This window comes from Collimonas sp. (assembly GCF_035566375.1).
In the GTDB taxonomy this organism is placed as follows: domain Bacteria; phylum Pseudomonadota; class Gammaproteobacteria; order Burkholderiales; family Burkholderiaceae_D; genus Collimonas.
Genome location: NZ_DATMRK010000047.1, coordinates 233,200 through 254,540, shown reverse-complemented (window position 1 = coordinate 254,540; position 21,341 = coordinate 233,200). Strand labels below are relative to the sequence as shown.

At 54.5% G+C, this 21,341-nt stretch carries 16 protein-coding genes; 8 read left to right on the top strand and 8 right to left on the bottom strand.

What is annotated here, in order from left to right; all coding sequences use genetic code 11:
- Positions 1-118 precede the first annotated feature (118 nt).
- From hfq to VNZ60_RS15985, 4 genes are all read left to right on the top strand, one after another.
- Positions 119-361 carry an RNA chaperone Hfq gene (hfq, locus tag VNZ60_RS16000; RefSeq protein ID WP_325660801.1) on the top strand — a complete coding sequence of 81 codons (243 nt, stop codon included), beginning with the start codon at positions 119-121 and terminating at the stop codon, positions 359-361.
- Between the two features lie 105 nt (positions 362-466).
- Positions 467-1,102 carry a nucleotide exchange factor GrpE gene (grpE, locus tag VNZ60_RS15995; RefSeq protein WP_325660799.1) on the top strand — a complete coding sequence of 212 codons (636 nt, stop codon included), beginning with the start codon at positions 467-469 and terminating at the stop codon, positions 1,100-1,102.
- Positions 1,103-1,208: 106 nt separating this feature from the next.
- Positions 1,209-3,134, top strand: a complete 1,926-nt coding sequence (gene dnaK / locus VNZ60_RS15990) for a molecular chaperone DnaK (RefSeq protein WP_325660797.1) — start codon at positions 1,209-1,211, stop codon at positions 3,132-3,134.
- Between the two features lie 85 nt (positions 3,135-3,219).
- Positions 3,220-3,480, top strand: coding sequence for a hypothetical protein (locus VNZ60_RS15985; protein ID WP_325660795.1), 261 nt, complete (start codon positions 3,220-3,222; stop codon positions 3,478-3,480).
- 87 nt (positions 3,481-3,567) lie between these two features.
- On the opposite strand, the gene VNZ60_RS15980 is transcribed toward VNZ60_RS15985, so the two are convergent.
- Together VNZ60_RS15980 and VNZ60_RS15975 are read right to left on the bottom strand one after the other, a co-directional pair.
- The gene (locus tag VNZ60_RS15980; protein ID WP_325660793.1) at positions 3,568-4,155 is read right to left on the bottom strand and encodes a hypothetical protein; all 588 of its coding nucleotides are present in this window, start codon (positions 4,153-4,155) and stop codon (positions 3,568-3,570) included.
- Positions 4,156-4,266: 111 nt separating this feature from the next.
- The gene (locus VNZ60_RS15975; RefSeq protein WP_325660858.1) at positions 4,267-6,507 is read right to left on the bottom strand and encodes a LamG-like jellyroll fold domain-containing protein; all 2,241 of its coding nucleotides are present in this window, start codon (positions 6,505-6,507) and stop codon (positions 4,267-4,269) included.
- Positions 6,508-6,949: 442 nt separating this feature from the next.
- Between VNZ60_RS15975 and VNZ60_RS15970 the strand changes: the two genes are divergently transcribed.
- On the top strand, positions 6,950-8,938 hold the full coding sequence (locus VNZ60_RS15970; RefSeq protein WP_325660792.1) for a glycoside hydrolase family 28 protein: 1,989 nt from the start codon (positions 6,950-6,952) through the stop codon (positions 8,936-8,938).
- 294 nt (positions 8,939-9,232) lie between these two features.
- Positions 9,233-10,006, top strand: a complete 774-nt coding sequence (locus VNZ60_RS15965; protein ID WP_325660790.1) for a hypothetical protein — start codon at positions 9,233-9,235, stop codon at positions 10,004-10,006.
- A gap of 428 nt (positions 10,007-10,434) precedes the next feature.
- Here the strand turns inward: VNZ60_RS15965 and VNZ60_RS15960 are convergent, their stop codons facing one another.
- From VNZ60_RS15960 to VNZ60_RS15935, 6 genes are all read right to left on the bottom strand, one after another.
- Positions 10,435-10,767 (bottom strand): hypothetical protein, encoded by a 333-nt coding sequence (locus VNZ60_RS15960; RefSeq protein WP_325660788.1) that lies wholly within the window; start codon positions 10,765-10,767, stop codon positions 10,435-10,437.
- A gap of 99 nt (positions 10,768-10,866) precedes the next feature.
- The gene (locus VNZ60_RS15955; RefSeq protein WP_325660786.1) at positions 10,867-12,747 is read right to left on the bottom strand and encodes an Ig-like domain-containing protein; all 1,881 of its coding nucleotides are present in this window, start codon (positions 12,745-12,747) and stop codon (positions 10,867-10,869) included.
- Between the two features lie 456 nt (positions 12,748-13,203).
- Positions 13,204-14,088 carry a response regulator gene (locus VNZ60_RS15950; protein ID WP_325660784.1) on the bottom strand — a complete coding sequence of 295 codons (885 nt, stop codon included), beginning with the start codon at positions 14,086-14,088 and terminating at the stop codon, positions 13,204-13,206.
- Positions 14,088-16,214 carry a hybrid sensor histidine kinase/response regulator gene (locus VNZ60_RS15945; protein WP_325660782.1) on the bottom strand — a complete coding sequence of 709 codons (2,127 nt, stop codon included), beginning with the start codon at positions 16,212-16,214 and terminating at the stop codon, positions 14,088-14,090. The genes VNZ60_RS15950 and VNZ60_RS15945 overlap by 1 nt, the downstream gene beginning before the upstream one ends.
- A gap of 139 nt (positions 16,215-16,353) precedes the next feature.
- Entirely contained in the window at positions 16,354-17,112 is a 759-nt protein-coding gene (locus VNZ60_RS15940; RefSeq protein WP_325660780.1) for a Crp/Fnr family transcriptional regulator, read from the bottom strand.
- Positions 17,113-17,317: 205 nt separating this feature from the next.
- Positions 17,318-19,015 (bottom strand): methyl-accepting chemotaxis protein, encoded by a 1,698-nt coding sequence (locus VNZ60_RS15935; RefSeq protein WP_325660779.1) that lies wholly within the window; start codon positions 19,013-19,015, stop codon positions 17,318-17,320.
- 373 nt (positions 19,016-19,388) lie between these two features.
- Here VNZ60_RS15935 and VNZ60_RS15930 point away from each other — a divergent pair, with 373 nt between their 5' ends.
- On the top strand, positions 19,389-19,823 hold the full coding sequence (locus tag VNZ60_RS15930; protein ID WP_325660777.1) for a hypothetical protein: 435 nt from the start codon (positions 19,389-19,391) through the stop codon (positions 19,821-19,823).
- A gap of 565 nt (positions 19,824-20,388) precedes the next feature.
- Positions 20,389-21,318, top strand: a complete 930-nt coding sequence (locus tag VNZ60_RS15925; RefSeq protein ID WP_325660775.1) for a PIG-L deacetylase family protein — start codon at positions 20,389-20,391, stop codon at positions 21,316-21,318.
- The last annotated feature ends 23 nt before the right edge of the window (positions 21,319-21,341 follow it).

The following is a 21,341-nucleotide window of genomic DNA, read 5'->3' as shown; positions in this document are numbered from 1 at the left end:
CAGCGGCAATGCGCTGGTGATTGATGCAGGGTATGGCAGGCATCATTAGAGAATGAAGGTGTTGCCGAAATTTCCTGCTAGGGTACACTGATAGTCTCTATCTATATCGAGAACTGCCGTGAACAATAAGGGACAAATGTTACAAGATCTTTTTCTAAATACCTTGCGTAAGGAGCGCGTCCCTGTGTCGATGTTTCTGGTCAATGGGATCAAGCTGCAAGGCCATATCGAATCGTTTGACCAGTATGTCGTCATGCTCCGCAGCACCAATATCCAATTGGTATACAAACATGCGATCTCGACAGTGGTTCCGGCCCGCGACATCAAATGGGCTGATGAAGCAGACAAAAATAACAGCTAACCTTTGGCAGGTACCGCCTGCTGCTGATCTTGATTGCCGGCATTTGCGTTAGGTGCAACCGTTCTCGTTCCCTGGCAACACCTTGGGGACAAAGGAGAATGTTCCATGCAAAATCAGGAAAATCGCCAACAGGAAAAAACAGAGAGCCCATCCGCGGCTCTTGATCGCAAATCAACAACGCCACCGTCGCAACCGGGCGTTTCAGAAAACCATGCACCGGCGCCAGCGCCGGATAAGGATGAATCCGTCTCGGCGCCGGCTGAACCTGGCGTTGAGGAGAAACTTGCTATCTCGGAGGCCAAACTCGCCGAGTCGCAGGATGACTATCTGCGCGTCAGAGCCGAGTTGGACAATATGCGTCGCCGGGTGCAGGAAGAGATTGCGCGTACCCGCAAATATGCCATTGAAGGTTTCGCGAAAAGCCTGACGCCCGTCATGGACAGCCTGGAAACCGCGCTAAAGATAGAAACGCCTTCCGTTGAAGCCTTGAAAGAAGGCGTCGAGATCACATTGAAGCAGCTCAATTCCGCCTTTGAACAAAACCAGTTGACGGAAATTAATCCCATGCCTGGCGAGAAGCTTGATCCCGCCAGGCATCAGGCGATTTCAATGATCCCATCCGATCAGAATGCCAATACGATCGTTTCTGTACTGCAAAAGGGATACATGATTTCCGACCGCCTGTTGCGCCCTGCGCTGGTGACGGTGGCGAAAGAAAAGACAAGCAGCAACGGGGCTTGAAAAGCGGTCGCCGGTTAATATATTTGAATTAAACCCGCTGAATTAACCCTGTTGATTCAAGCCCGCTAGATTTTCGGTTCCGGAATGATTCGCGAAGGAGTTATTCATGAGCAAGATGATTGGCATCGATCTGGGCACCACGAATTCCTGCGTTGCGATTATGGAAAGTGGCCAATCCAAAGTTTTGGAGAATGCGGAAGGAGCTCGCACCACGCCCTCCGTGGTCGGCTATCAGGATGACGGCGAAATCCTGGTCGGCGCGCCGGCCAAGAGGCAAGCCATCACCAATCCCAAAAACACCCTATACGCCGTCAAACGGCTTATCGGCCGTAAGTTTGATGAAAAGGAAGTGCAGAAGGACATTCATCTGATGCCGTATCAGATCATCAAGGCTGACAATGGCGATGCGTGGATAGAGGTGCGCGGCAAAAAACTGGCGCCGCCGCAAATTTCCGCCGAAGTCTTGCGCAAGATGAAAAAAACTGCTGAAGACTATCTCGGCCAAGAGGTGACCGAGGCGGTGATCACGGTCCCGGCGTATTTCAATGATTCTCAGCGCCAGGCGACCAAGGATGCGGGACGGATTGCCGGCCTTGACGTGAAACGCATCATCAATGAGCCAACCGCCGCCGCGCTGGCGTTCGGCCTGGATAAAAGCGGCAAGGCCGAGCGCAAGATCGCTGTCTACGATCTGGGCGGCGGCACCTTCGATATTTCAATCATCGAAATTGCCGATGTCGAAGGCGAGAAACAGTTTGAAGTATTGTCGACCAATGGCGACACCTTTCTCGGCGGCGAAGATTTCGATCAGCGCATCATCGATTACATCATCGACGAATTCAAAAAAATCAATGGCGTCGACCTGAGCAAGGATGCAATCGCGCTTCAGCGCATCAAGAGCGCGGCCGAACGCGCCAAGATCGAGTTGTCGTCGACACAGCAAACGGAAATCAATGAGCCCTACATTGCCATGGCAAACGGCGCGCCCTTGCATATGAATTTGAAGATCACCCGCGCCAAGCTGGAAGCGCTGGTGGAGGAACTGATTCAAAAAACCATCGAACCTTGCCGTATCGCGCTCAAGGACGCAGAGGTGGACTTGAGCAAGATAGACGACGTCATTCTGGTCGGCGGTATGACCCGCATGCCGAAGGTACAGGAAACGGTCAAGGAGATCTTCGGCCGCGAGCCGCGTAAAGACGTCAATCCGGATGAGGCCGTCGCCGTCGGCGCTGCGATCCAGGGATCGGTGCTATCCGGCGAACGTACCGACTTGCTGCTGATGGACGTGACCCCACTGTCTCTAGGGATCGAAACGCTGGGCGGCGTGATGAGCAAGATGATTCAAAAGAACACCACGATTCCGACCAAATTCAGCCAGGTATTTTCCACCGCCGATGACAACCAGCCGGCGGTAACGATCAAGATATATCAGGGCGAGCGCGAGATAGTGGCCGGCAACAAACTGCTGGGCGAATTCAATCTGGAGGGGATTCCACCGTCGCCACGCGGCATGCCGCAGATCGAAGTGACCTTCGATATCGACGCCAACGGCATTTTGCATGTCAGCGCGAAGGACAAGGCTACGGGCAAGGAAAACAAGATCACCATCAAAGCAAACTCCGGGCTGACCGAAACGGAAATCCAAAAGATGGTGCGCGACGCCGCCGCCCATGCCGACGAAGACATGCTTGTGAAAGCGCTGACCGAGAGTCGTAACCATGGCGATGCGTTAGTGCATGCTACGCGCAAGTCCCTGGCTGAATATGGCGACAAGCTGGATGCAGGCGACAAGACCGGCATCGAAACCGCCATCAAGGAACTGGAAGAGGCGTTGAAAGGCAACGACAAGTCGAGTATCGACGAGAAAATCGCCGCGCTCTCGAATTCTGCGCAAAAACTCGGTGAGAAGATGTACGCAAATAATCAGTCGCAACAAGCTGCCGGGGCTGGCGATGCGGCAGCTAGCGATGCACATCAACGGCCAGATGATGACGTAGTGGACGCTGACTTTAAAGAAGTAAAGAAATAACGCCTCTTTGCTTTTTGCAAGAAGCACCACTCTGGATGCGGCGTCGAGCACGCTGACGGACAGATGTTCGTGGGACTTGGATACTGTGACTACTAAAACACTAGCCGAATTGGCGCGGGACGAACAGGATATTTTTGCAGCGGTATGCGCCGAGCATGGTCTGGAAACTGTTCAGTTCCTGGTCTATGTCGAGGAGTTATATCCAGTAGTGGGAGGCGGATGTATTGAACGCCAGGCATATGTCCAGCGCCTGTCCAATCAGGTGGCGCGAATCTACCCGGCAGGTTCCGGAACATCGTGGATCATGATTTTCTCGGGGGATCTGGTCGATGGCGAGTTTGACTGAAATTCTTCCGCAGGTATTGAGCGACTGGGCAGAACTGCGAATGTTAGGCAATATGCCAGCTAAAATTGTAAAGATGTCGACGAAAGATTATTTTTCCTGAACCGGGAACGCAACAGGCCGTGTCGGCGTGGCAAGCAGATTATTCAATCCTGCCCGCTCTACGGCGGAAATCATTGCTTGATAACCTTCCGTACTGTCACGGTACAGCAGCACAACAGAAAAACCTTGCTCCGCCGGATCGCCCGACGCCAGCACCTCCGCCTCGCCATCCGCAGCGCGGAGCCGCGAAACGATTGCCTGCGCGCGCTGTTCGAAAGCAAATACGGCGCCGACATACCGACGGGTCTCTGATTTGGCGCTGCTAACCTGATATGCATTGCCGTCGCCGCGCACCAGGAGTAGACCGCGTTCTTGCAGCGATTTTTGGAAAAGAGTAAACACTTCATCCGGTGAGAGCGGATCGGTAGAAGCAAGACTTATTGTTCCCTGTATTTCCTGAGCCAGATGAATTTTCCTCCCCGAATATTGACTGACCAGGCGTACTGCGTCAGGCAATCCAATATCTCGCCAAATGACATAGAACCGGTCATCGCAAAAGACTGCTGTTGCATGCGAAAACAATAGAAGCGCAAATAAATATGCCGCAATCTTTTTAAGTGTTGATATCTGAAACATAAATCCAAACAATTATTGCGGCATCATCGCAGACGCTTTCTGCGGGTAAATTTCTGGTAAAAGCTTGACTGCCGACATGTAGCAGCGAAGTACATGACAATCATCAAAACGTCACATCAACGCGGCGATCTGTGCTGCGCTCAAAGCTCCCCGATAAATGCGGAATTCATCTATCAAGCCGTTGAAGCAGGGATCGCTAGCGTACTGTGACCTCCCAAGCCAGTTCTGGCTGGTGCTGCCCATGCGGAATGGCGCAAGCACCATCGCGGTATTGGCGCCAACTGCGTTGCCGTTCACGTACAAGGTTCCGACATTGCCCGACAGGGTGATGGCAACATGCGCCCATTGCCCGATCGGCATTGCCGTATTGCTGTCGATCCCTTGCTCGCCGCTGATGCCATTGACCGTCATGGCAAAGCGCGGGAAGCCACTGTTGCTGCGCGCCGTCAACATCATGTAGTGGCCGGTGCCGGTGCCGAAATCGAACACTCGCGCCCACTTTTGCGATGCATTCCAATAGACCCAGGCCGCGATCGTGATATCCGAGACATCGGCCACAATATCGGCCGGCAGACTGACGTAAGCATTGCTGCCATTAAGCGACACTGCGCTACCTTGCTTGCCTATTTCCCAAGCCGCTCCGTTGGTCAGAGTTCCGGTGTGTCCCTGGCCGCTGGCATCGACGGCGGTAGTGCCGCTGCCGTCATCGAATGCCAAATAGGTGTGCAATTGCACAGCCGTAATCGCAGTCGCCTCGTTCGATGCCGCAGTGAGCCCGGACGGCGTTACCGCGGTGACGACATAGTAATAGGTGCCGGCGGCCAGGCCACTGTCGATATAGGTCAGCAGATCGGTGATGCCGGTGGCGACGGTTGTATAAGGTCCACCGGCAGTCGTGCCGCGCTTGACGTCGTAACCGCTTGCATACGCGCTGCCCCACCACGACAGGATCACTTGCCCCGGACCTGCAATCGCGGTCAGGCCGCTTGGCGCCGCGCCGCTTGCAATCGGGTCGCGGGTGCAGGTCAGCGTGCCGTAGCCCAATTGATCGTAGCCGCCGCTGTTAGGCCCATAATTACCGCCGCCGCCTTCCGGCTGGATCAGCTCTGCGAATTTCCGGGAATACGGCGCGGCCAATCCTTTACGATTGACGTAATGGTTATAGACCAAAGACCACGCCGGCCGCACGTTGCCTCGCGCAGCCGTCGACAAGGCGGTTTGATTGACTCTGTCGATATTGTTGTAAGTGACATAGGGTACGGTATAAAACGTATTACCTGATTCAATCAGATTGGCTTTGGCGACGTATTCGGCGCCGGCAAGAAAACGGTTATTGTCATAGCCATACAGGTCTACTCCCTGGTTCCACGCCATTTCGCAAATCGGCCCCATCAATGCGATGCCGAGCGTGTTGTGTCCCTGGTCGCGGCCAGTTTCCTGCCACTGTCCCAGGTAACCTGGATGCATGTAGTAGACGGCTTGCGAGACAGCGCCGTTGCCGGCCCCGTGCTTGAAGTAATCGACCGCCTCGTTAAACATGGCGCGGTCGTCGCATAACACGCCGATCGCCATGATCGAGGCCATATTGCACAAGTCCCAATTGGCCCAGTAGTGAGTAACTTCGGTATTGTTGTGACGGTTCAGGAAATCATGATTGATCGGATAAAAGACTGTCCGCATCATGTTCTGGAAACGGGCCAGATCGGCAGCAGCCCAACCGCTATAAGAGCGCATGATTTCGGCGGCGTTGGCGAATTCGTAGCCATAGAGGCCGGCAGCCAGATCGACATTCGAATTGCCACCCAATATTTTCAGCGTCGACGACCAGCCATTCAAAATAGTCACCGCCTTATCGGCATAGGCGGTGTCACCCGAAATTTTCCATCGCAATGCACAAGCATAGGCGGCAGCAATATCCTTAAACAGGATGGGGTAGTTCTCCGCATGCACACCGTCCCATCCCCGATAGACTGCCGCTTGCGGACGAGGCCCGTAGTTCAAGTGGGAATGACCGTTAGCGAGCAGGACATTCCAGCCATCGATCCACGGCGACGCTTTCGCTTTCACCTTTTGGCTCATGCGGTCAAAATCGGCCTGCGTGTGGAGCAGGCCTGGATGAACAAATGCCTTGCTGACGGCAGCAGGCGTCGCTTCTGCTGGTGTCGGTGTAGCCGGCGTCTGGCTAGAGGTGGCAGGGACGCCAGGCGTCGCCGTTACGGCCGTTGTTGCTGGCCTCGGCATGACAGTCGTGACAGACGAGACGCCGCCGCTGGTAGCGAGTGTATTGCCGCCGTCGCCACAGCCCGCCAGCAACAAGACACCAAGGCTGGAAATGAAATTACGACGCGACATGCCGTTGGCGTGCGGTTCGTCACCGGATGCAGCGCTTGTATCGACAAGTGTTTGCGACAATGTGTGGCTGGCATCGATCATCGGATTATTCAAGCTCTTGTCTTTCAACGATATATTTTTGGAAATCACTTGGGAAATTGAATCTCGTCTGGCCGCGACGTGCGAGCTGTCGACCTTGATGGCGTCGAAACAAATTTTCGGCACGATATTCAATCCGCGGATCATTTCGCAAATATTGTGCCAATAGCGAGTAGCCGGTTGCCGCCCTCAATTTTTGGTAGCGCTACCAAACTTTGTCAGTTTCTTTGCTTTCCGGCCAAATTTTGTCCATAGCCAGCTGATCCCGTTGCGGGCCACTTTTTCGGCGTGTTCTTCTGGATTGGTTCGCCTGCGCGTTCGACATTCGATGTGGCATGGATCGTGCCTGTAGTGTCGCCCGAAGATGACTGCACACGCATCTGCTCAGGATCGTCTCTGCACGTCATTACTGCTCAAAATTCCTGCTGAAGAAATAATTTTTCCCTTTTTACAAGATGGGAAAAATTGTTCTTGTGGACACCTTTCTCTTTTGGAAAATATGACCCCTTTTTTGAAAAAACAATCTTTTATAACTATCTTTGTCTGCCTGATATTCAGCGTGTGCGTCAGCGCGTGCGGTGGCGGCGCAAGTGATGCCGGAACAGGTTCCGGCGCCAGCGGTACTAATAGCGCAGGAAATATAGTCAGCAACTCAAGCGGTACAGGTTCAACAGGTACAGGTTCAACAGGTACGGGTTCAACAGGTACGGGCTCAACAGGCACGGGCTCAACAGGCACGGGCTCAACAGGCACAGGCTCAACAGGCACAGGCTCAACAGGCACAGGCTCGACCGGAACAGGTTCAACCGGCACAGGTTCAACCGGAACAGGTATCACCTCAAGCAATGTGGACGCGACGCTTCCCGCCGAGCCGCAGCTACCACAAACGGTATGCGCTACTTTGACCGCTAATCTTCAGCAGACGGCTGGATTGTTGCCTGCTTCGATTGACGCCAGCCTGGCCAATTCAAATCCGGATACTGCGCGAATTCAAAAAGAAATCTCCAATTGCCCTGCCGGGCAGGCGGTCAAGCTGACTACCGGCGGCAGCGGCCAGAACGCCTTTCTTTCAGGCCCATTAACTCTGGCTAGCGGCGTCACCCTCTGGATTGATCAGGGGGTGACTTTGTTCGCGTCTCGCAGTCCGGTGGATTTCGATACGGGCGCCGGCAATTGCGGCACCGCTGCCGGTGACGGCAAGTCCTGTAATGCCCTGATCACCGCCAGCAAGACGCAAAATAGCGGAGTAGTAGGTGACGGCATCATCGACGGCCGCGGCGGCAGTGTATTAACCTCCGGCGCCAATGCAGGAATAATGACTTGGTGGGACGTTGCCATGCTGAATAAATCGACGGGCAAGAGTCAGAACAACCCTCGCATGATCCAGCTTTTTGGCGGCAGCAACTTCACGCTGTATCGCATTACGGTTCAGAATGCACCGGCATTTCATGTGGTGCCTAATACCGTTAACGGTTTTACGGCTTGGGGGGTGAAAATTCTGACGCCGACCCTGGCCTACTCCAAGCCGGGTTATGCCTGCCCGGCAGGGAGCAGCCCGGATCCGACCACACCAGCTACCTCGCCAAGCACTTGCTTTACGCCGGAAACCACAAAAAATACGGACGGCATCGATCCCGGCCAATCGAATAATGTGTTGATCGCGTATTCTTATTTCAGCGGCGGCGATGACAATATTGCGATCAAGGCGAGTGGATCGGCAGCGGCGCTCTCGCATCGGATTGTTCACAGTCATTTCTATTATGGCCATGGCATGTCGATCGGCAGCGAGACGAATTCGGGTGTCGATGGCGTCGAGATGCGAGATCTGTCGATCGACGGCCAGGATTCTCCTAACGGAGTGGGGATACGGATCAAGTCGGACGATGGCCGCGGCGGCGAGGTGAAAAACATCAGCTATCAGCAAATCTGCATGCGTAACGTCAAGGAGCCGATGATATTCGATCCTTACTACAGCCCTGGAAATCACACGTCAGCGCCGAATTTTCACGACATTACGGTCAGCGGTTTTCATTATTTGGGCAGCGCAAAATATGGCGGCGGTACGCTCACCTTCAATGGCTATGCTTTCAACGGCACGGTCAATCCGTTGAAGATTGCTTTGGATAACGTCATATTCGATTCTGCGCCGAAGATATCGAATACCTCGCACAACGGTGGTCCGACACCGCCATCGAACACGCAGTTCACCATGGGTCCGGGTCCGGTCAACTTCACGGTCGCATCTTCCGCGGCGAATAACGTGACGGTAACCGAGTTGCAGAAAAACGGCCAGTCAGCGCTTGATTGCAGCCAGGCCTTCGTCTCGTTTCCGTCTTCTGCATCGCCCTTCTAGTGGTTTCTGACTTATGCATCGGATGATATGGAGAGGAAACGCAGTGGATTCGACGCGGCTTGCACAGCGACAACGAACTGGTGAATGACGCCAGTTATGGCCGGCATCATGCCGGCTAAGTTCGGCCAGCGTTTGAATTGAAAATATCTGCCTGAGGCTTATTTTTTTGGAACAGCGATGGAAATTGATTTAAGGAAATGTTAACTATAGAATCGACAAGTAGCATCTATTTGCTATTTATCATCCTCGTCCAGACGCACCAACAAAATAATATTACTCAGGGAAGTTAACAATATGCGTCTTAATATCCGATTAAATGTATCTTTTTTGTTATCTGTTGTGCTGACAGCCTGTGGTGGAGGTGGCGGTGGCGATGGCGGCGGAGGCACTCCAAGCGCCAGCAATGCAGCAACTGCGGTGACATTTAACGTGAGTACCGCAGCAGTCAGTTTTTTTCAAAACCAAAAGCAATATTCGACGACTCAAGCAGCAGATCCGACAGTTAGCGTAACCGCCACATTAAGTACTTTACCGTCAGGTACCGCCTATCCGGTTATTGCCGAAGACAAGGCAGTGTTCCGTACTGGCAGTACGGTTGTCGTCCAAAACTCAAGCACAAACTTTACCGCGACCCTAGTGCCTGACGTTACGCTCGCCCCAGGTGTATATCAAGGGACGCTCACGCTGATGCTATGCAAAGACCGGGCTTGTACTTCGCAGTACCCGATAACTGGCGCGACCTTGCCTTATATGGTGACCGTGACGCCTCAGTTAGCTGCAACTGTAAAGATCAACGGTGTTGTTCAGCCTCAAACATTGCTTACGTCGAAACCGGCAAGCTATACGATCCGGGCGGGACAAACCATTGAAATGGATTCCAATTTGCCCATCAAGTGGACTTATTCGAGTGGCCCCGGACAACCGACCGTCACGCCGACTTCAACGACACCGACGATCTGGCAAGCGACCATCGGTTTGGGCTCTAGCGGGAACAGCTCTACATTTGTAGGCATGCCCACGAACAGTGTGCAAAATGGCGTTGGATTGACCCTTACCGTTACCCCGTAGTGTCACCTCAGATGTCACCGCAGATCAAGCAGTCTGCGTTGAGGTAATCGATGTGGGGCAGAGGAGTCTGCCCCAGATACTGAACGCCAGGGCCGAGCCGTAAATGTAAGGTAGCCGCGGTTCGGCCACCGACGTCGCGACGGCGTCCTCTATCTGGCATTGGACGCCAACCGTTTTGTCAGCGGCAACGCGCTGCTGATCGATGCCGGATATGGCAAGCATCATGTCAGCTAAACAGTAGCGAGACGCCGATTTAAAATCCGTGGCTCCAGGCGCGACTAGCGCGTTTCACCGCTGGAACTATGTGGTAACCGCCGCGTCGATAATAACGATACAAATGTATGAAGGTTCTCATGTCAACGCTCATCTAGTTAGGTTAGTGGCAATCAAAATCCATTCAACTTTGAAACGACATCAAATTCCGCTCATTAGTCGTCGTGACCATGCTGTCCGCCGCGATCATGGCCGCGGCGCTCGTCCTGACGGTCGTCACGCTCGTGGCGATCGTGCCCGCGTTCTGCCTGCCACTGACGCGCCCTAAGCTGGCGCTCACGCCATTCTTGTTCACGTTCCTCACGAATATAGGCAGGGCGTTCCTGCACATAAACCGGTTCCGGTTGGATATACACCGGGGCTCGATATACGCCTGGGACGCCAATGTTCACATCGACGTCGACGCCTCCTGCCATGGCTGGGGCGCTCGCTATCATTAGTGTGGCGCCGGCCATTATTCCTGCGGCGACGGTGAGATATTTTTTCATTTCCTGCTCCTGTAAAAATACTTCTACTTCTGCTAACCGCTTCATCAAGGCTTGAAAAGATCGGCAGAAATGACTCAACCGATCTTTGGGATTGCTGGTTTACGGCGCCGGCACGTTAATGATGGTGTTGGTCATCGTAACGGAAGCATTCAAGCCTACCGCTCTGCCGTTCAGTATCACTTTCTGTACGTTGCCGACCGTGGAGAACGAGATTGCGGAAGACGCGATGATGGTCCCCGCCATGGTGCCGCCGCCCGCGCCGTTAATCGTGGCGGAAGTGCCTACCTGCCAGAAAATATTCTTGGCTTGAGCGCCGTTGATCAGGATGACGCTACGCGGTGCTCCCGGAGCGCCCACGGTGAGCGTGCTCGCGGTCTGGAAAACCCAGACTGCATTCGCATCGCCCTTGGCGTCCAGGGTAAGATCCGATCCGGTTATCTGGAACGAGCCGCCTGCCGCTTGATAGGTGCCTGGGGCCAGAGTGAGTCCGCCTAATTGTCCGGAACCTGGATCGGTCCCGCCTGGCAATGAGGCTGGAGACAGATTGTTAAACGCGGTCTGGGCGTCGCTTTTGGCCTGGTTGGCGATCGCGCAGGATTGGACATTGATTGCCGCAGACGTCGGTCCAAGGGTGGAGACGGTACAGGTGTAGATCTTGCCGTTCACTGTTCCTTTATTCGACCCGGTTTCCGTATACACGTCTCCCGCCAGATCGTGGAATCCGGTCACCGACGAAGCAGTCGTGGCCGTGCTGCCGATATCGCCGCCAATCACTGTCAGTGTCCCGCTGTTGGTGCTGCCGGCGGTGCCGCCTAAATTCCCGAAAGGGGCGGCCGCGCCAAGCGCTACCGGCGCTATCGGGCCGCAGCCGGTGGTACCGGTGGTAAAGCTCCATGCCTTGTCGCTGGCCAGGGCATTGCCTGCGAGGTCTTTGGCGCCGCCATGGATCGTGGCTGTATATGTGGTGCTCGCTGCAAGATTGGCTGCCGGCGTAAAGGTCGCTATGTTGACCGCCGTGTTGTAGGCGACGGCCCCTGCGACTGACGTTGCGCCCGGCCCCGTCAGCGTAAAGCTTGTGCTGCCGACGGTGAGGGGATCCATCGCTTTGCTGAAGCTGGCGTTGATCGACTTGCTAGTGCATACGCCGCTGGCGGTATCAGCCGGGTTGGTGGAAATCACTGTGGGCAGGGTGGTGTCTGCGACCGCGCCGGTAGTAAAAGTCCATGTGAAGTTACTTGCCAGTGCATTGCCCGCCAGATCCTGAGTTCCGCTGCTGATGGTCGCAGTAAATGTGGTGTTGGCTGCGAGATTGCTGATGGGGGTAAAGATCGCGGTATTGCCGCTGGCAGCGTAGGTCACTGTGCCTGGAACCGGCGTAGCGGCCGGCCCGGTAACTGTAAATGCTGATGGTGTGATGGTTGCGGGATCCATCGCTTCGCTAAAGACGGCGGTGACTTTCTGGTTGATTGGCACGGCTGTGCCGGCGTTCAGCGGGTTGCTGGAAATCACTGTGGGAGCGGTGGTGTCTGCGCTCGCCCCGGTGGTAAAGGTCCATACAAAGTTGCTAGCCAGTGCAACTCCTCCTGCATCTTGCGCTGCAGCGGTAATCGTGGCGGTAAACCTGGTGTTCGGCGGCAGATTGCCGGTTGGCGCGAAGGTGGCGATGTTGTCTGTGGCGTTAAAGACCACACTTCCTGTTACTGCAGCTGCGCCAGGGGCCGTCAGCGTAAAAGTCGTTGCAGTGATCGTTGCCGGAGTCATCGCCTTACTGAAACTGGCGGTGATCTTGGTGTTGATCGCGACGCCCGTAGCGCCTGCGGCAGGATTGGTGAAGATCACTGTGGGCTGATTCGTCTGCGGTGTGACCGCAGCGCTTCCGCCGCCGCCGTCACCGCCTCCTCCGCATCCTGCTGCCAGACAGCACAGCAGCAATGTCATGAGCCATATCAGGCCTCTGGCGCAACTATTGGATTTGTTCATATACTTCCCGATAAGTTAGATTTTAATTTTTGGATTGCAAGAAACGCGGTTTTGCAGTTGCCACGAGCAGGGCCATGAGCCAGCGTTTCGTTTTTTTGTTATTGCTTCTCTCCAGAGACCCTTTGTTCTAATGACGTATTGCCGTGATGCCGGTTGTGATGCAGATCGTGACGTAGCTTGTTATAGGCTTGATTTTGAGCAAGATCCGTACGGAGGCGCACATAGCGTCGGGAAGTTGGCGGGCAGGAGCTGTAGCAACGCATAGCGGGAGATGGCCCGGTAGCTTGGGAGGGGAGTTAAGTGGCATGACGCCGTCGCGCCATGATCCGGCGGGAATACGGGAAGGAGGGGCTAGAAGGAAGGGCTAACTAAGTAAAATCGGCTCGCTGCAAGACAGCGAGCTGCGAATTTTGCTTCAAATCCGGCTGCGCCATCCGGCGCGCCGAGGTATTCGAATTAAACCGCGCTGTTATCGATCTTAGCCGCGTCACCGTGCAGGTGTATTTCCTCCTGATCACGATGCACGCGGTCGGTGACATCCATGCCGATTCCGCGATAGCCGATAAAAAGGCTGGTCGAATCGAACATCGGCTCGCCGCTTACCTGAAGATATTGCAGAGTGCCATCGGCTTTGCGGCGACTGTAGACAAAATCGAGGAATGGCCGCCGGTTTGCAATATTGTCGTCCAGTTGCGCACGCTCGGCCTCATTCCATCGCCCTGTCGCCACGATACCGGTGGCGCCGGAAGTGTGGTCCGGGTCGATCCCGAGCATTTCAAACACCGGGCCCGAGACCTTGGTGAATTTTCCTTGCGGATCCTGTTCCCAATACCAGTCAGATGACAGTTCCGTCAAACTCTTGAAGCGGGCCTCGCTTTCGCGTAATTCGGCCGTGCGTTCCAGCACCGTCTGTTCCAGCATCTTGTTGTAGTTGTCCAGTTTCTGATACAGCAGCCGCACTTCCAGCATGTTGTGGATGCGCGTCTGCACTTCAATCAAATCGAATGGCTTGCTGACAAAATCTTTGGCGCCAGCTTGCAGCGCGCGCAGCTTGTGCGCCGGTTGCGCCGTGATGACCAGCACCGGCAAATAGCCGGCGGTTTCGATTTCCTTCAAGCCTTCCATGACCTGGAAACCATCCATTTCCGGCATTTGCAAATCGAGCAAAATCAAGTCGTAGCGATGCGCCAGATGCAAAGGGCAGACCGCGCGCGGGTCCATAGTCGATGTGATGCGTTCGTAACCGGCGTTGCGCAGCATTTGCTCCAACAGCAGGACATTGGCTTCCTGATCATCGACGATCAGGATGCTGGCCTTTAGAATTTCGGATGTTTCAAGCATTACGTTGTTCCCAAAGAAAGTCGTTCACCTGCCAGTTCACCTGCCAATAAACCAAGTTGTTCTGCATGACGCAACGCAACGTCGAGAGCGTCCATAAATTCGACAACCTCAATCGGTTTTGTCAAATAGCGGAAGAAGCCGGCGTCCATGCCTTTCTGGATATCGCGCGGGACGGCGTTGGCCGACAGCGCCATGATCGGGATGTGCGCTGTTGCCGCATCTTCGTGCAGGACTTTCAAGACGCCGTAACCGCTGATGCCGGGTAAATTGATATCCATCAAAATCACATCCGGCTGATGCGCGCGCGCCATCTGGATGCCCAGATGGCCATTGATGGCAGTCAATAATTTCAAATCGCCGCGGCGCGCAATCAATTGCTCGACCAGGACCAGATTTGCGGGATTATCTTCGACATACAGCAGCGTGCGCTGGGATTGCTGTGCGTGCACTGTAACATGATCCATTTTATCGACGTCGATCTTGTCGATGCTGTCAAACGCTAGTTCCGGCGCGCTTGATGCGGGCAGTTCGACCCAGAATACGCTGCCGACGCCGACCTTGCTTTCGACCCCGATGACGCCGCCCATCAACTCCACCAATTGCTTGGTGACCACCAGGCCGATGCCGGTACCTTCTTCAATACTACTCTCTTGCCCGAGCCGGTTGAACGGCTGGAATAGTTGCGCCAGCTGTTCCGGGGTCAGGCCGGCGCCAGTATCTGTAACGCTGACACGGACCCGGTCTTTACCGCTCATCTCGCATTTGACAACCACCTTGCCCTCGGCCCGATTGTATTTGATCGCATTCGACAGCAGATTGACCATCACCTGCTTGACCCTGGTCCGATCGGCATGCACATAGAAGAGACTGTCGAGAAGAGGGAAGGTCATCTCTACCCCGCGCTTTTGCGCCTGCGGCTCGATCATTGCCTGGCAATCCTGGATCACCTCGGTGAGCGACATCGATTCTTGCGACAAGGTCACCTTGCCCGATTCGATCATCGCCAGATCAAGGATTTCATTAATCAGGCGCAGCAGATACCACCCGGCTTGCAAAATCTGGTCAATCGACAGCTTCTGCGCCGATGATGGCGGCGGTATATCGGACGCCATCAACTGCGCGAATCCGAGCACTGCATTGAGCGGGGTGCGTAATTCATGGCTCATGCTGGACAAGAAATCCGATTTCGCCAGATTGGCCTTTTCGGCAGCCGCTTTCGCATTTTCCAGTTCGACGTTATTTTCCTGCAGCTTATGCTCGAATTGTTTGCGATCGGTGACGTCACGGGCCGCCGCGAACACGCCTTGCAACTTGTTGTCGCGGTTGTGGAAGGTGGTCGCGTTGTACGAGACTACGGTTTCCGTGCCATCCCTGGCGTGGGCGGTCAACTCGTAGTTGGTCACCTTGCCTTCGTGCAGCACACGGTTGATGGCTGCTTCGGCACGCTCCGGATCGGTAAAATAATTCTTGAACGGCGCGCCGATCAATTCATCGCGGGTGCAGCCGGTCAAGGCTTCCATCTGCTGGTTGACGTCGCTGATGATGCCGCGCGGATCGGTCGTCATCAAGGCGTCGATATTCGATTCGATCAATGAGCGGGTGTAGAACTGCTGATCGCGCAGGCGCTGATCGAGCAGTGCCTGCTCCGCTTCGACTTGTTTGCGTGCGGTGTTATCGGTGCCGATCAAGAGGTAGCCGATCACTTTGTCTTGGGCATCGCGCAGGGCGGTGACTGACACCATCGCCGGGAAACGGCTGCCATCCTTGCGGATATAGGTCAGTTCATAGATATCTTCAATGCCGCGCGAGGCCTTGAATACCAGTGCTTCGAAACCCGGAGTGATCTGGGTATCCAGCTCAAGGCTCAGGGATGCGGCCCGCGCAATCAGTTCCTGCGCATCCGAAATGCCCGCCGGTGTGATTTTGTCTACTACATCCTCTGCCATATAACCGAGCATGCGTTCAGCGCCAACGTTGAAAATCTGGATCACGCCTTGGGCGTCGGTGGCTATGCAGGAGAAATTGGCGCTGTTGAAAATCGCATTCTGCAAAGCCCCCGCCTTCAGCAATGGTTGCTGTACTGCTTGCGACAGATGTTCGACAGAGGTGTTTTCTATGGAGGGCATAAATTCAGATTTCGATGGACTTACAACTGAGCGCTAGCCTCGGCTCAAACAAGGTGATCGTGAATCTGTAATGATTGCAAGACGCTGCTTTTGGCATTGCCTATGGTTTCTGCTGCAAGTATCTGCGCCATTTGCGCTATCAGGCCGGCGGGATTGGTGAGATTGGCGCCGGCTTGCCTTGACGCTGGTGCACATCCGACAACAGGCGCGCAAATTCTTTCTTGACGACGCCATAACATTCGCAAACGTTGCTGTTCAGACCAGCCCGGTCCAACACCGTGATATGGCCGCGCCGATAGCGGATGAAACCGAGGTTTTGCAGTTTGCCGGCTGCTTCGGTGACCCCTTCGCGCCGCACCCCCAGCATATTGGCAATCAATTCCTGGGTCATCGTCAATTCATTCGAAGGCAGGCGATCCAGGGTCAACAGGAGCCAGCGGCACAATTGCTGATCCAGCGAATGATGACGATTACACACGGCGGTCTGGCACATTTGCGTGAGCAAAGCCTGGGTGTAGCGCAGCAGCAGACGCATCACCGGCCCGGCACGCTTGAATTCTTCCATCAATATGTGCGACTTGAGACGATAGCCATGACCGCCAGTCTGCACCACAGCGCGGCTGGGCGTGGTATCGCCGCCCATGAAAATGGAAATTCCCAATATGCCTTCGTTGCCAACTCCGGCAATTTCGGAAGAACCGCCGTTTTCCAGGACGTATTGCAGCGAGACAATCGAAGTGGTTGGAAAATAGACATGATGCAGCTTGCCGCCGGAATCGTAGAGCAGGTCGCCCAGCCGCATCGGGATCAACTCCAGATGTGGCGCCAGGCGATCGAATTCTGCATCGAGCAACGCGGCCAGCAGATGATTCTGGTTTGGATCAGGTGTGCTGAACATATCCCTGCTCCTGGTTTTTAGTTGGCTGAACGCAACTAACTGATGGGCGGGACTCGAAGGAATGCCCGTAGCAGGCAAGGTAACACACTCGATCCATTCGTCTGGAGGGGATTACGTCGTGGCGCCGTGGAATCTGCGTTATTACCCATAATGGGTTGGCATAGAGCCAAAAAACAACGTTGGCGGCTGTGGCGATGCACTGACATCATGCGACCAGGCGCTGTGGTTGCAGTGGCGGCCGTGACTGTGGCCGTACTGCGCTGGTCCCGACCTCGCTGCCGCGCATGGACAGGATTGAGGCTGGCTGGGCTGCACCCAGCTCTGCATCCAGCTTTGCATCCAGCTTGAACACGCTGATCACCGCCGCCAGGTTGGCGGCCTGCTCCTTCAGCGATTCAGCAGCAGCGGCGGCTTCCTCGACCAGTGCGGCATTTTGCTGCGTAACCTGATCCATCTGCCCGATCGCCTGATTGACCTGTTCGATGCCGCCGCTCTGTTCTTCGCCAGCCGCGGTAATCTCCGCCATGATGTCGCTCACGCGCTTGACGCTGCTGACGATCTGTTCCATGGTTGATCCGGCTTCATTGACCAGCTTGCTGCCGGCGTCGACCTTTTCCACCGAATCGCCGATCAAGGCCTTGATCTCTTTTGCCGCAGACGCCGAGCGCTGGGCCAGATTTCGCACTTCAGCGGCGACTACCGCAAAACCGCGCCCTTGTTCGCCGGCGCGCGCGGCTTCTACCGCGGCGTTCAACGCCAGGATATTGGTCTGAAACGCAATGCCGTCGATCACGGCTATGATGTCGACAATTTTTCTGGCTGAAGCGTGGATCGAGCCCATCGTCGCCACCACCCGCGACACCACGGCGCCGCCCTCGAGCGCAACGCCGGAAGCAGATGCGGCCAGTTGATTGGCCTGGCGCGCATTGTCGGCATTCTGTTTTACCGTCGACGTCAGTTCCTCCATCGACGCCGCGGTTTGTTGCAGCGATGCGGCTTGCTGTTCGGTACGTGCCGACAGATCCAGATTGCCGGAGGCGATCTGGCCCGAGGCCGAGGCCATCGTCTCGATACCGCTGCGGCAGCGGCCGACTATGCTCTGCAAGCTTTCATTCATCTGATGCAAGGCGCCCAGCAATTCGCCAATCTCATCCTTGCGCCCGGTTTCGATCCGGCTGGTCAGGTCGCCGTCGGCAACTGTGCGGGCTACCTTGACGGCAGAACGCAATGGTCCGGTGATACCGTTGATGATCCAGTAGGTCAGCACACTGCCGATCGCTGTGCCGATGACTACCACCGCCAGTAAAAACCGCAACGCCAGAGCATTGCTTTGCGATGCCTCGTTTTCACTTTGCTGCATCAAGTCCTTTGACTGCTGCGCAACGAAGGCGACGATGTCATCGATTTTTTTTGTCGGCTCGCGATCCATCCCTGCGACCAGCTTGTCGACAACGTGGGCGCTGCCCGCTGCTGCCGGATCGAACTGGGTGAGGGCAGACAGATATTTTTTCGCCAGCTCGGCATTGGTCTGGTTCGCCTCTGCAATAAGCGACGTGTCGAGGCCCAACTGACTGAGCGTTTGCCCTAACTGTTTGAGCCCGTCTCTGGATTCCTCGCCCTTTTTTACAAAGGCATTTTTATACTTCTCAAACGCAGCGCTGTCATTACCTCTTAACAGGAGATCTTTCCATTCCTGGATCTCTATTTTGAAATCAACCTGCGCTTTCCTGGCAAGATTCACGGCTGATTGAAAGTCAGCCGCTTTCTTCATCATGTCGGCGGTCCGTGCGTTGCTCTCGTAGAGCGAACGCCAGCCGATCATTCCCATCAAGACGGAGGTCAGTATCAGCAATGTCGATAGCGCGGTGAGTCTGGTGGATATTTTCAGATTAGAGATATTCATTGTTTTTTTAATAGTGAGAAAATCTTGATGGACAATAAATAACATTGCACGGGATACGCCTGTCGACTATCGATACAACAACGCCAATGCTTCCGGGGACGCGGCGTCACAAACACTGCGCCGTTGTTGGGGTTTACGGCAGGTGAAATCAAAACTTAAAAATTCATTTGTAACCGAACATAAACGGATGTCGAATTTGTTGGCATATACAAAATATTTATCGAGGAGTTTTCTGGATTTATGTTTTGGGCCGCTCGGTCGCTGACACTGATGCAGTTTTCTGGAAGCATCAGGAAGGCCGATTTGTCTAAATAACTTCCTGCCTTAGCCGTTAATGCCCAATGTGATAGTCACGCACTAATTGGAGGCAGGTATGAAGTCGATGAATACAGAGTTAAGCCCATTGGCATTTGAAAAGGTATCCATCGTCGAGGCCAAGGCGGTGCTTGATGGCGTCGATGATGCGCCCAAAACGGAGGCGAAGCGGTGGGAGCTTTTGCGGCGCCTGGAAGATCGGAAAGATCACGATTTGTGTGAGCCGACTTACCAGTGGTTTGCAAAACTGCCTGCCAATGAAAAGCCGTGGGAGCTGGCCAGATATTTTCCGCGGATTACCAATCAACTGGCCCAGAGTTGGGAGCGGCCGGCAGTGTGCATGAGATTCCTGGAGCAGCTCTTGCTCGATAACCGGGGCGGCCGGCAGGGCTTCCCGGTGAATGTGGCGCGAGAGATCATGGCGCTGCAGCATTATTTCAATCAGCTCGTGTTTTCCAGCGCGTCCCGTCAGCCAGGCGCCTCGCATCATTGATGCAATTGATCGCTGTACCTGTACCGCCCACCGAATTACGCAATGTCAAAATTACGGTTGATAGGGGGCGAGTAGGCGGGCGAGAAACGTCTGACGCGCTGCGCGAAAACGGCCAGTTACGACCATCCGAAACGGACGCTAGTCAGCTTCATTGGATTCGATCTGATCACTCATCCGCTTTCATCAAACATGTCTGAAACAGACATAAAACATGGCTGAAACCGACAAGGTTTAGTCGTAAAAACCATTACTAATAATTCTATTATTAAGATATCTAGTGTTAGCGACACCGCTGAAAATCTTGGTGAACTCTCCTCAAAAAAATCTCTTGTTGAACGCTTCAAGCTTAGTCAAGGAAAGAGAAATTATTACAGAGCAAGCGAGCACGCTAAGGTTTCAACACAATATGTTGTGTCTTTTGGTTATTTGTATCTTCTCCGCGATCAGTATGGCGGGACTTGGACGAGCGGTAGTCAAAGCATGGAATGACATTTTGCCAATGCTGATGGAATAAAGCATCCCATAACGCTTCGCTTGCAACCTAGCCTTTCTTTAGGGGGTGTGTATGTTTTCCTTCCAAGAGCCGGTCTTGCTGTGCATATATTCGACCGTACTGATACTCGTTGCGTATCAGCTTTTCCGTTTCCGTCTGTTGCTAACCGGGCTGCCGACGCCGGCCAGGCGAGCAATCAGCGCCTTGCCGCTTCTCGCTGTGCTGTTGCCAGCCAACGGCGCGCTTGAATTCACCAGCGGCATACATTCCAACCCGGCAATCCTTTATGCGTTGCAACTCAGTAGCTTCCTGGTGCTGGCGTTCGTCATTTTCAATCTCATCTGGCTGATCAGGTTCATGCCAAAATCCCAGAAAAAATTGATCGTACTGGCCGTTGGCGCACATCCGGACGATATCGAACTGGGTTGCGGAGCTGCATTGCTGCGCTACAAAGTAGAAGGACATGAAACCCACGGGATTGTGTTTTCCGCCGGCGAAGGCGGTGTCCACAAGGTCTTGGGGATAGCCGGCAATCCGCGTAAAAAGGAAGCAGAGAAAGGCGGCCGGGTCATGAAGCTCGACAGCCTGACTGTCCATGAATTCCCCGATACCAAACTGGCGAGCCGGCAAGACGACATCAAGCGCGTCATCGAAGAAGTCACGCGTCAACTTCATCCGGATGTGGTGTTCACGCATAATCGCCATGATCTGCATTGCGACCACCATACCGTGTTCCTGGCAACGATGGAGGCAGCGCGTCGAGTGCCGACCATACTCTGCTATGAAAATCCAAATACCCCTCCCGATTTCCAACCCAATTGCTATATCGACGTGTCGCTGTATCTGGAATACAAAATCAAGGCATTGAAATGTCATGCAAGTCAAACCACGTCCCGACCCTATCTGGAGCAGGACGTGGTGCAAAGTTTGGCGAGGGTGCGCGGCAGGCAAGCGCGCCTGCGTGCTGCTGAAGCATTCGAAGCCGTCAGATTTACCGTGTAACGATTCAATCTATTGCCGGAGGC

Bases quoted from the DNA above. Each gene is read 5' to 3' on its own strand.
- VNZ60_RS15975 (WP_325660858.1), bottom strand. From the start codon at position 6,507: ATGTCGCGTCGTAATTTCATTTCCAGCCTTGGTGTCTTGTTGCTGGCG.
- grpE (WP_325660799.1), top strand. From the start codon at position 467: ATGCAAAATCAGGAAAATCGCCAACAGGAAAAAACAGAGAGCCCATCC.
- VNZ60_RS15970 (WP_325660792.1), top strand. From the start codon at position 6,950: ATGACTGCACACGCATCTGCTCAGGATCGTCTCTGCACGTCATTACTG.
- dnaK (WP_325660797.1), top strand. From the start codon at position 1,209: ATGAGCAAGATGATTGGCATCGATCTGGGCACCACGAATTCCTGCGTT.
- VNZ60_RS15980 (WP_325660793.1), bottom strand. From the start codon at position 4,155: ATGTTTCAGATATCAACACTTAAAAAGATTGCGGCATATTTATTTGCG.
- VNZ60_RS15935 (WP_325660779.1), bottom strand. From the start codon at position 19,015: ATGAATATCTCTAATCTGAAAATATCCACCAGACTCACCGCGCTATCG.
- VNZ60_RS15945 (WP_325660782.1), bottom strand. From the start codon at position 16,214: ATGCCCTCCATAGAAAACACCTCTGTCGAACATCTGTCGCAAGCAGTA.
- VNZ60_RS15960 (WP_325660788.1), bottom strand. From the start codon at position 10,767: ATGAAAAAATATCTCACCGTCGCCGCAGGAATAATGGCCGGCGCCACA.
- VNZ60_RS15955 (WP_325660786.1), bottom strand. From the start codon at position 12,747: ATGAACAAATCCAATAGTTGCGCCAGAGGCCTGATATGGCTCATGACA.
- VNZ60_RS15925 (WP_325660775.1), top strand. From the start codon at position 20,389: ATGTTTTCCTTCCAAGAGCCGGTCTTGCTGTGCATATATTCGACCGTA.
- VNZ60_RS15950 (WP_325660784.1), bottom strand. From the start codon at position 14,088: ATGCTTGAAACATCCGAAATTCTAAAGGCCAGCATCCTGATCGTCGAT.
- VNZ60_RS15965 (WP_325660790.1), top strand. From the start codon at position 9,233: ATGCGTCTTAATATCCGATTAAATGTATCTTTTTTGTTATCTGTTGTG.
- VNZ60_RS15940 (WP_325660780.1), bottom strand. From the start codon at position 17,112: ATGTTCAGCACACCTGATCCAAACCAGAATCATCTGCTGGCCGCGTTG.
- VNZ60_RS15930 (WP_325660777.1), top strand. From the start codon at position 19,389: ATGAAGTCGATGAATACAGAGTTAAGCCCATTGGCATTTGAAAAGGTA.